Annotated in this window: 8 protein-coding genes, 1 pseudogene and 1 riboswitch; of the genes and pseudogenes, 6 read left to right on the forward strand and 3 right to left on the reverse strand. The window is 69.4% G+C overall.

All coding sequences use genetic code 11. The annotated features are described in order from the left end of the window. Positions 1–143 precede the first annotated feature (143 nt). Together QH290_RS19840 and QH290_RS19845 are read right to left on the reverse strand one after the other, a co-directional pair. Positions 144–665, reverse strand: coding sequence for a hypothetical protein (locus QH290_RS19840; RefSeq protein ID WP_280269087.1), 522 nt, complete (start codon positions 663–665; stop codon positions 144–146). A gap of 12 nt (positions 666–677) precedes the next feature. Beyond that, positions 678–1466 carry a hypothetical protein gene (locus QH290_RS19845; RefSeq protein WP_280269086.1) on the reverse strand — a complete coding sequence of 263 codons (789 nt, stop codon included), beginning with the start codon at positions 1464–1466 and terminating at the stop codon, positions 678–680. Between the two features lie 301 nt (positions 1467–1767). On the opposite strand from QH290_RS19845, the gene QH290_RS19850 reads away from it, so the two are divergent. After that, positions 1768–2973: a homogentisate 1,2-dioxygenase gene (locus QH290_RS19850; protein WP_280269085.1), complete on the forward strand. Its 1206-nt coding sequence runs from the start codon at positions 1768–1770 to the stop codon at positions 2971–2973. Positions 2974–2985: 12 nt separating this feature from the next. Further along, positions 2986–4164 (forward strand): fumarylacetoacetase, encoded by a 1179-nt coding sequence (gene fahA, locus QH290_RS19855; RefSeq protein WP_280384438.1) that lies wholly within the window; start codon positions 2986–2988, stop codon positions 4162–4164. 75 nt (positions 4165–4239) lie between these two features. On the opposite strand, the gene QH290_RS19860 is transcribed toward fahA, so the two are convergent. Beyond that, the gene (locus tag QH290_RS19860) at positions 4240–4638 is read right to left on the reverse strand and encodes a hypothetical protein (RefSeq protein WP_280384440.1); all 399 of its coding nucleotides are present in this window, start codon (positions 4636–4638) and stop codon (positions 4240–4242) included. Positions 4639–4814: 176 nt separating this feature from the next. Then, a riboswitch (TPP riboswitch) is annotated at positions 4815–4941 on the forward strand. Between QH290_RS19860 and thiC the strand changes: the two genes are divergently transcribed. The 4 genes and pseudogenes from thiC to QH290_RS19875 all read left to right on the forward strand — a co-directional run bounded on the left by thiC (position 4934) and on the right by QH290_RS19875 (position 8493). After that, entirely contained in the window at positions 4934–6586 is a 1653-nt protein-coding gene (gene thiC, locus QH290_RS19865) for a phosphomethylpyrimidine synthase ThiC (protein WP_280384442.1), read from the forward strand. (Overlaps the previous riboswitch by 8 nt.) Further along, positions 6567–6809, forward strand: a pseudogene (locus tag QH290_RS38155) (DUF4129 domain-containing protein); the annotation flags it as partial. The gene thiC and the pseudogene QH290_RS38155, both read left to right, overlap by 20 nt. Before the next feature lie 132 nt (positions 6810–6941). Beyond that, positions 6942–7499: a hypothetical protein gene (locus QH290_RS19870; protein WP_280384444.1), complete on the forward strand. Its 558-nt coding sequence runs from the start codon at positions 6942–6944 to the stop codon at positions 7497–7499. 10 nt (positions 7500–7509) lie between these two features. Next, positions 7510–8493, forward strand: coding sequence for an AAA family ATPase (locus QH290_RS19875; protein WP_280268471.1), 984 nt, complete (start codon positions 7510–7512; stop codon positions 8491–8493). Positions 8494–8645 lie beyond the last annotated feature (152 nt).

The raw sequence follows: 8645 nt of genomic DNA on the forward strand, positions 1-8645 counted from the left end.
CCCCGCTGCCCCCCACCCCCATAACCCCCCCCCCAAACCGCCCCCCGGGGGCCCGCGCGCGGGCCGGCTGCAGCCGCAGGTACTCGAGGGCGACGACGCCGAGCGATGCCGTCAGCCCGCCCGCCGTGAGGCGGAGCGCGATATCACTGTTCATGGGGATGCCTGTCGGAGAGTAGGAGCACCGATCCGTCATCGATCGGATCGTCTCGCGTTGCGAGGAGACAGAACTGGACGACGGTGCCGTCCACCGATCGGCAGGCGGCACCGAGCAGCAGGAGGTAGGTCGTCGACAGCGAGATGGCGATCCGCAGCCGGGACAGCTCGGCCTCGCCGAGCTCTCGGTCGAGAACGATCGCGTGAGATCCGGCGTCCACCATGGCTTTTCGAATCCGGCGGTGCGGATCGACCATGCTCGGCCGGTAGGAGCGTTTGACCGACGATTCGACCGTGGTCCACGCACCGGTGTGCCCAGCCGGTGAGGTGCACCGGCGCAGCAGGTGGTAGTCGGAGCGATTCGGCACCGGTGCGAAATACTTCGAATCGGGGACGAGCAGGTAGACGTCCAGCGCCTCGATCCACCGCCCGCACACCGGTACGACGCGCAGCACTCCGATCGCCGACAACATGATCATCGCCAGCACACCCAACGACTGGACAACCGACATGACGACTCCTTACTACCGGGACGGCCGGTTGAACATCTGGCGCCGCATCTCGACGAGCTGACGCACCCCGAGGGTCGGCGCGATCACGGCCAGATCCTCGGCCGGGTTGATCACCCACTCGCTCCGGTTCCACGCGGGTGCGCAGCTGGTCGCGGCGGTGGCGATGATCGCCACGGTCACGGCCACCACCACCGGTGTGGCGGTGACGGTGCACGCGTCCTCGCTGGCGGCGACGCCGATGCGCAGCGCATCCGATTCGGCGGGCAGGCGGCTCAGAATCCGCTCGACCACCTCGTGCCGTTCCGGCTCGTGCACGACGACGAGCACGTCGAGCACGGGATCGCCGTCCTCGCGTCCGTACTCGACCACCGCGAATTTCTCCGGATCGAAGGTGCCACCGGCGTACGGGAGAACCACCCGGGCGAAGTCGAAGTCGCCGTGCGGAAACACGGTGGTCGCGACGTTGGATCCGGCGTATTCGACGTCGACGAAGGCGGGCGTCCGGTCGATCACCTCGTTGAGCTGATCGAGCGCGAGGGGCTCCTGCTTGGCGAGCACCCGATTCATCGCGGCCACCGACTCGTCGGCATCCTGCGGGCGACCGGCCCGTACCGCCGCGGCGATCCTGTCGAGCTCGGCCGATCCGGCGGGCGCGACGATGATGCACAGGGAGCCCGGCGGCTGCAGTTCCCCGGCGGTTCCGCTGACGGTCAGCACCGTCGGGACGACCGCGCGCAGTGTGCGGGCCACGCGGGTCGCGGACAGCTTGGCTTCATATATTCCAGTGAGAGTGGCCGACATCGGTCAGTCCTTTCTGCTACGAACCCCCGCGTCGGGGGTGGCCGGATGCTTGCTGATCCGGCCACCCGAGAGTGGCGCGCATCACAATTGGTCGCGTGAGTGTCCACTACTCGAATTGCCGGGCGTCACGGCGCCGACCGCACTGCGCAACGCGCGTGGCTACTCGGAACCGGCCGATTCCAGCGCAGCCCCGGGCCGGGTGATCAGACGCATCACGCGAAAGCTCATCCGATAGTCAATTCAGATAGCTACGATGGGGAAACAACAACGATTCGACCAGCAATCTGGCGAGGGGCCGGTCATGGCGTTCTATCGGCGGGTGGGCTCGGTGCCGCCCAAGCGGCACACCCAGCATCGAGATCCGGGCGGCGAGCTCTACTACGAGGAACTGATGGGCGAGGAGGGTTTCTCGGGCGATTCCTCGCTGCTGTATCACCGCGGGCTACCACCCGCGCTCGTCGACTCCGCGGTGTGGACGCCGCCTAATCAGCACACGGTGCCCAATCACCCACTGCGCCACCGTCATCTGCGGCTCCACGAGCTGTTCCCCGGCGACACCCCCGCCACCACCGACGTGGTGACGGGGCGCCGGCTGGTGCTGGGCAACGACGACGTGCGCATCTCCTATGTGGTGGCGCGGCGCGAATCGCCGTTGTACCGCAACGCGATCGGCGACGAGCTGGTGTACGTGGAGTCCGGTTCGGGCACCGTCGACACGGTGTTCGGTTCGCTGCCGGTCCGGCAGGGCGACCAGGTGCTGCTCCCGCGGGCGACCACGCACCGCTGGCGGCCCGGTGGTCCGGATCCGTTGCGCGCCTACGTTATCGAGGCCACCGGGCATATCGCGCCGCCGAAGCGCTACCTGTCGAAATACGGTCAGTTCCTGGAGAATTCGCCGTACTGCGAACGCGATCTGCACGGGCCGTCCGAGCCGCCGCAGGAGCAGGGCTCCGAGGTGGAGGTGCTGGTCAAGCATCGCCCCGGGCGCGAAATCGTCGGCACCCGAATGGTTTACGCGACCCATCCGTTCGACGTGGTCGGCTGGGACGGCTGCCTGTATCCGTACACGTTCAACATCGAGAACTTCGAGCCGATCACGGGGCGGGTGCACCAGCCGCCGCCGGTACACCAGGCATTCGAGGGCACCAATTTCGTGGTGTGCAATTTCGTGCCGCGCAAGGTCGACTACCACCCGCTGTCCATTCCGGTGCCCTACTACCACTCCAACGTCGACTCCGACGAGATCATGTTCTACTGCGGCGGCAACTACGAGGCGCGCCGCGGCTCCGGCATCGGGCAGGGCTCGGTCTCGGTGCACCCGGGCGGATACGCCCACGGCCCGCAGCCGGGCGCCTACGAGCGCAGCATCGGCGTGGAGTTCTTCGACGAGCTCGCGGTCATGGTCGACACCTTCCGCCCGCTGGGCCTCGGCGAGGGCGCGCTGGCCTGCGAGGACCCGGACTACGCGTGGACGTGGTCGGGGCGCGGCCCGGATGCGCAGCGCTAGCGGGGTGGCGGCATGAGCGTGCGCGTGGAAGTTCCCGCCGGGTCGCTGTTCGGGCCGGAGAACCTGCCCTACGGGGTGTTCGATCCGGGCGACAGAACCTTCCGAGTCGGCGCCCGCCTCGGCGACTCCGTCCTGGATCTCGCTGTGCTGCTGGAGGATTCGGTCTTCGCGCGGCCGAGTCTGAATGCCTTCCTGGCACAGGGCCCGGAGCGCTGGCGCGAGATACGCGACCGGCTGCAGCACCTGGCCACCGGCACGGTCCCCGACGCCGCGGTGCACCCGCTGTCGTCGGTGCGGCTGCGGCTGCCGGTGGATATCGGCGACTACGTCGATTTCTACGCCAGCATCGACCACGCCACCAATCTGGGGCGCCTGCTTCGGCCGAACGGTGAACCGCTGCTACCGAATTGGCGCCATCTGCCGGTCGGCTATCACGGGCGCGCGGGCACGGTGGTGGTTTCGGGGACCGATATCACCAGACCCTGCGGACAGCGCCGAACCCCGTCCGGCGCGCCCGATTTCGGCCCCTCGCAGCGACTGGATATCGAGGCCGAGCTCGGCTTCGTGATCGGGCGTGGGTCGCGCCCGGGTGGGCCGATTCCGATCGACGAGTGCGGCAACCACATCTTCGGCGTCGCGCTGGTCAACGACTGGTCCGCCCGCGACATCCAGGCCTGGGAGTATCAGCCGCTGGGCCCGTTCCTCGGCAAGTCCTTCGCCACCTCGATGGCCGCATGGGTCACGCCGATGGCGGCACTCGACGCGGCCCGGATCCCGCTACCACCGCAGCACCCCGCACCGCTGCCGTACTTGCGCGGGCGCGAATCCTGGGGCCTGGACCTGGAATTGGCGGTGCACTGGAACGGCGCCGTGGTCTCGCGGCCGCCCTACGGCCGGATGTACTGGTCCCCGGCACAAATGCTGGCGCACCTGACCGCCAACGGCGCCTCGGTCCGCCCCGGGGACCTGTTCGCCTCCGGCACCATCTCGGGACCGGAACGCGATCAGCTCGGCTCGTTCATGGAATTGTCTTGGGGCGGAAGCGAAGTCATCGACGTCGGCGGTTTCGCACGAACGTTCCTCGTGGACGGCGATCTGGTGAAAATCACCGCCACCGCCCCGGGTCCGGGCGGTTCGCGCATCGGGCTGGGCGAGGTCAGCGGCCTCATCCTGCCCGCGCCCCTCTCCTGACCCACCCACCTCGCCGCAGTGTCACGGGCCCGGTGCGGGACCCGTGACACTGCGGCGGCGCTACACGGCGGCGCATCACGCGGCGGCGAGCGCTCCGGTGATCTTGCGGGTCATCTCGGCCATGGTGGGGCTGGGCTTGACCTGCTCCACCCGGGCGGCCTCGACGGCGACCCGGATGGTGCTGCGGAAATTCTCGGCCTCCGCCGCGTCCTGCTGCTCGAGCAGGCTCACCGCGGCCGTCAGGGCGGGCAGCACCTGGTCGGCGAGCTGTGCGGTGGACTTGCCGACCAGCTTGATGTCCTTGGACTTCGCGGCCAGCACGTGCCCCACCACGCCGGTCGCCGACGACAGCGCGATCGTGCCGCTGGTGGCGATCTTGTGCGGCTTGCTCCCGGCGGCGGCCAGCAGCGATACGGCCCCGTAGGCGGCGTTGCGGATGGTGGCCTTGTCCTGGGCGGAGAGGGTGACGGACATGATGAGCGCTCCTTCTGAGTAGTGCGGTATTCGCTGTGTCGTTGTCGACGTGGACTACATTCGCCCGCCCGCCTGACACCGCCCTGATCCCGCCCTGACACCTCCACTGACACGGCTCCGCCCGGCGGTCTGGTGACGCGTGCGGGTGGAGCGATGTACGCTCGGGCGGGACAACTGCACATGCCTACGGGGGCTCGCACCAGCGGGCTGAGAGGACGGCTAGCCCAATCGGGCGGATCAGGGCCGTCGACCGTTCGAACCTGACCGGGTAATGCCGGCGTAGGGAGGATTTCTCATGTCATCGAAACATGCTGCGACGACTGTGGATACGGTCACGACGGGCCCGATCCAGGGCAGCGTGAAGCACTATCGGCAGGTCGACGGCGACGGGACGGCGCTGCGCATCCCGGTGCGGCGGATCAACCTCACCAATGGTGAACACTTCGACGTCTACGACACCTCGGGCCCGTACACCGACGACGCGGCCACGATCGATGTCGAGGCCGGTCTGCCGAAGCTGCGCGACGACTGGGCCAAGCCGGACGTCCCGGGCCCGCGCACCCAGCTGCACTGGGCACGCCAGGGCATCGTCACCACCGAGATGCGGTATATCGCTGCGCGCGAAGGGGTTTCGCCCGAGTTCGTGCGCGAGGAGGTGGCCTCCGGTCGCGCGGTGATCCCCGCCAACCACAACCACCCCGAATCCGAGCCGATGATCATCGGCAAGAAGTTCGCGGTGAAGATCAACGCCAATATCGGCAACTCGGCGGTGTCCTCGTCGATCGCCGAGGAGGTGGAGAAGATGGTGTGGGCCACCCGGTGGGGCGCCGACACCATCATGGACCTGTCCACCGGCAAGAACATCCACGAGACCCGCGAGTGGATCCTGCGCAATTCGCCGGTGCCGGTCGGCACCGTGCCGATCTACCAGGCGCTGGAGAAGGTCAACGGCGATCCGACCCGGCTCACCTGGGAGATCTACCGCGACACCGTGATCGAGCAGGCCGAGCAGGGCGTGGACTACATGACCGTGCACGCGGGCGTGCTGCTGCGGTACGTGCCGCTGACCGCCAAGCGCGTCACCGGCATCGTCTCGCGTGGCGGGTCGATCATGGCCGCCTGGTTCCTGGCGCACCACACCGAATCGTTCCTGTACACCAATTTCGCCGAGCTGTGCGAGATTCTGGCGCGCTACGACATCACCTTCTCCCTCGGCGACGGCCTGCGTCCGGGCTCGATCGCCGATGCCAACGACGAGGCGCAGTTCGCCGAGCTGCGCACGCTCGGCGAGCTGACGAAGATCGCGAAATCCCATGGCGTACAGGTGATGATCGAGGGCCCGGGGCACGTGCCGATGCACAAGATCGCCGAGAACGTGCGGCTCGAGGAGGAACTGTGCGAGGAGGCGCCGTTCTACACCCTCGGCCCGCTCGCCACCGATATCGCCCCGGCCTACGACCACATCACCTCGGCGATCGGCGCCGCCATCATCGCCCAGGCGGGCACGGCCATGCTGTGCTACGTCACGCCGAAGGAGCACCTGGGCCTGCCCAATCGCGACGATGTGAAGACCGGGGTGATCACCTACAAGATCGCCGCGCATTCCGCCGACCTCGCCAAGGGCCACCCGCGCGCTCAGGAGCGCGACGACGCACTGTCCAAGGCGCGCTTCGAATTCCGCTGGCTCGACCAGTTCAACCTGTCGCTGGATCCGGACACCGCCCGCGAATTCCACGACGAGACACTGCCCGCCGAACCGGCCAAGACCGCGCACTTCTGCTCGATGTGCGGGCCGAAGTTCTGCTCGATGCGCATCTCGGCCGATGTGCGCGAGTACGCGGAGAAGCACGGGCTCACCGACATCGAGGCGATCGAGGCCGGTATGGCCGAGAAGTCCGACGAATTCGCCCAGGCGGGCAAGTCGGTCTATCTGCCGATCGTGTCTTAGTCGGCCTCAGCCGAAATACCCTGCCACAGAACGGCCTCCCGGGGGGGGGGGGGGGGGGGGGGGGGGGGGGGGGGGGCCCCCCCCCCCCCCCGGGGGCCCCCCCCCCCCCGCGGCCGCGGCGGCGCTTCCCGGACAGGCGGGCGAACTGCCCACCGCCGCACACGATTTCGACGAGGTCGTCTACGGCGCCCGACCGGCCTCCGCCGACGAGTATCGGCGGCTCGCGCAGGCCGACATCTTCTCCCTCGCCCCGCCGCCACCCCCCGAACCGGCCGAGGCGACCGCACGCCCCCGCCGCCCGCTGCGGATACCCCCGCTGCCGCAACTGATCCGGGATCCGAAGTTCTGGGCCGCGGTGCTCGCGGTTCTCGGGCTCGCGCTGGTGCTGTATCTGCTGATCCGCCTCGCTGCCGCACCCAGCGCGCCGCCTCCGCCGGACGTTGCCCCACGGCCGGATACCGACGACTACGCGCCGCCCGAACCGGATCTCGAGGGCTCCGATTCGATCTTCGGCGGACCGCCGTGGCTCGTCTACGGTGGCCTGCAGTGGCTGGTCTTCGGTGCGATCGTGGTGTGGTGGCGGGCCCGCCGCCGCGGGGCGCTGGTCGGCGAGCCGCGCCCGGTGGAGGTCGCCGCCGACGAGTTGCTCGCCGGGCAGGCCGCGCTGTATCGGAAGTCGCGCGACCGCGACCACGTGGCCGCCGCCCTGCGCGGGGCGACGCTGCGCCGGATCCGGCCCGCCGTGGGCCTGACCGCCGAGGCCCCCGCGCAACGGGTGGTCGAGACGATCGCCCGGCGGACGAGCCTGCCGGTCGACCAGGTCGGTGCCGTCCTGTACGGACCGGTCACCGACGACGCGACGCTGCGGCTGGTGGCCGCGCACCTGGAACGGATCGAATCGGAGATCGGATGACGGAGAGCCAATGACGAGGGCCGAGACCGACCACACCCCGACCGCCGAGGACGCCCACCGGGCGTTCGGCGCGCTGCGCACCGAGATCGGCAAGGCCGTCGTGGGCAACGACCAGGCCGTCATGTTCCTGGTGCTGGCGCTGCTGTGCCGCGGGCACGTCCTGCTGGAAGGCGTTCCGGGCGTGGCGAAGACGCTGCTGGTCCGGTCGCTGGCGACCGCCCTGGACCTCGACCACGCCCGGGTCCAGTTCACCCCGGACCTGATGCCCGGCGACGTCACGGGATCGCAGATCTACGACCCGCATTCGGCCGAGTTCACCTTCCGCCGCGGGCCGGTCTTCACGAATCTGCTGCTGGCCGACGAGATCAACCGCACCCCGCCGAAAACCCAGTCGGCGCTGCTGGAATCGATGGAGGAGCGGCAGGTCTCCGTCGACGGCAAACCGCAACCGCTGCCCGACCCGTTCGTGGTGGTGGCCACGCAGAATCCGATCGAGCAGGAGGGCACCTATCCCCTGCCCGAGGCGCAGCTGGACCGGTTCCTGTTCAAGGTCGACATCGAATTGCCCGGCCGCGACGACGAATTCCGCATCCTGCAGCGGCACGCGGCGGGATTCGATCCGCGCGACCTCGCCGCGGCGGGGCTGCGGCCGGTGGCCGGTCCGGACCATATCGCCGCCGCCCGCGGCGCGGTCTCCGCGGTACAGGTCAACCCCGAGGTGATGGCCTACATCGTCGATCTGTGCCGGGCGACCCGGGCCGCACCGGCGGTGCAGCACGGGGCCTCGACCCGCGGGGCCACCGCGCTGCTGGCCGCGGCGCGCGCCTTCGCCTGGCTCACCGGCCGCGACTTCGTCACCCCCGACCACGTGAAATCCGTTGCGGTACCGGCGCTGCGGCATCGGCTGCAGCTGCGTCCGGAGGCGGAGTTGGACGGCGTGACGGCCGAGGGCGTGATGTCCTCGCTGCTGCTGTCGGTGCCGGTTCCGGTGTAGCCGATGATCGTCACGGGTCGGCTGGCGGCCGTGGGCGCGGGGGGGGGCGGGGGGGGCCGGCCGCGGGGGGGTTGGGACCCCACGGGGGGGTGGAGGGGTGTTTTGGTAAAACCCAGCAGGGGGGCGGCCCGGAATATTGTGGGTTTTTATGA

It is taken from the genome of Nocardia wallacei, assembly GCF_029869545.1.
Taxonomy (GTDB): domain Bacteria; phylum Actinomycetota; class Actinomycetes; order Mycobacteriales; family Mycobacteriaceae; genus Nocardia; species Nocardia wallacei_A.

Excerpts from the sequence above, each read along its gene's own strand:
- QH290_RS19840 (WP_280269087.1), bottom strand. The coding sequence starts at position 665 with ATGTCGGTTGTCCAGTCGTTGGGTGTGCTGGCGATGATCATGTTGTCG.
- QH290_RS19845 (WP_280269086.1), bottom strand. The coding sequence starts at position 1,466 with ATGTCGGCCACTCTCACTGGAATATATGAAGCCAAGCTGTCCGCGACC.
- QH290_RS19850 (WP_280269085.1), top strand. The coding sequence starts at position 1,768 with ATGGCGTTCTATCGGCGGGTGGGCTCGGTGCCGCCCAAGCGGCACACC.
- fahA (WP_280384438.1), top strand. The coding sequence starts at position 2,986 with ATGAGCGTGCGCGTGGAAGTTCCCGCCGGGTCGCTGTTCGGGCCGGAG.
- QH290_RS19860 (WP_280384440.1), bottom strand. The coding sequence starts at position 4,638 with ATGTCCGTCACCCTCTCCGCCCAGGACAAGGCCACCATCCGCAACGCC.
- thiC (WP_280384442.1), top strand. The coding sequence starts at position 4,934 with ATGTCATCGAAACATGCTGCGACGACTGTGGATACGGTCACGACGGGC.
- QH290_RS19875 (WP_280268471.1), top strand. The coding sequence starts at position 7,510 with ATGACGAGGGCCGAGACCGACCACACCCCGACCGCCGAGGACGCCCAC.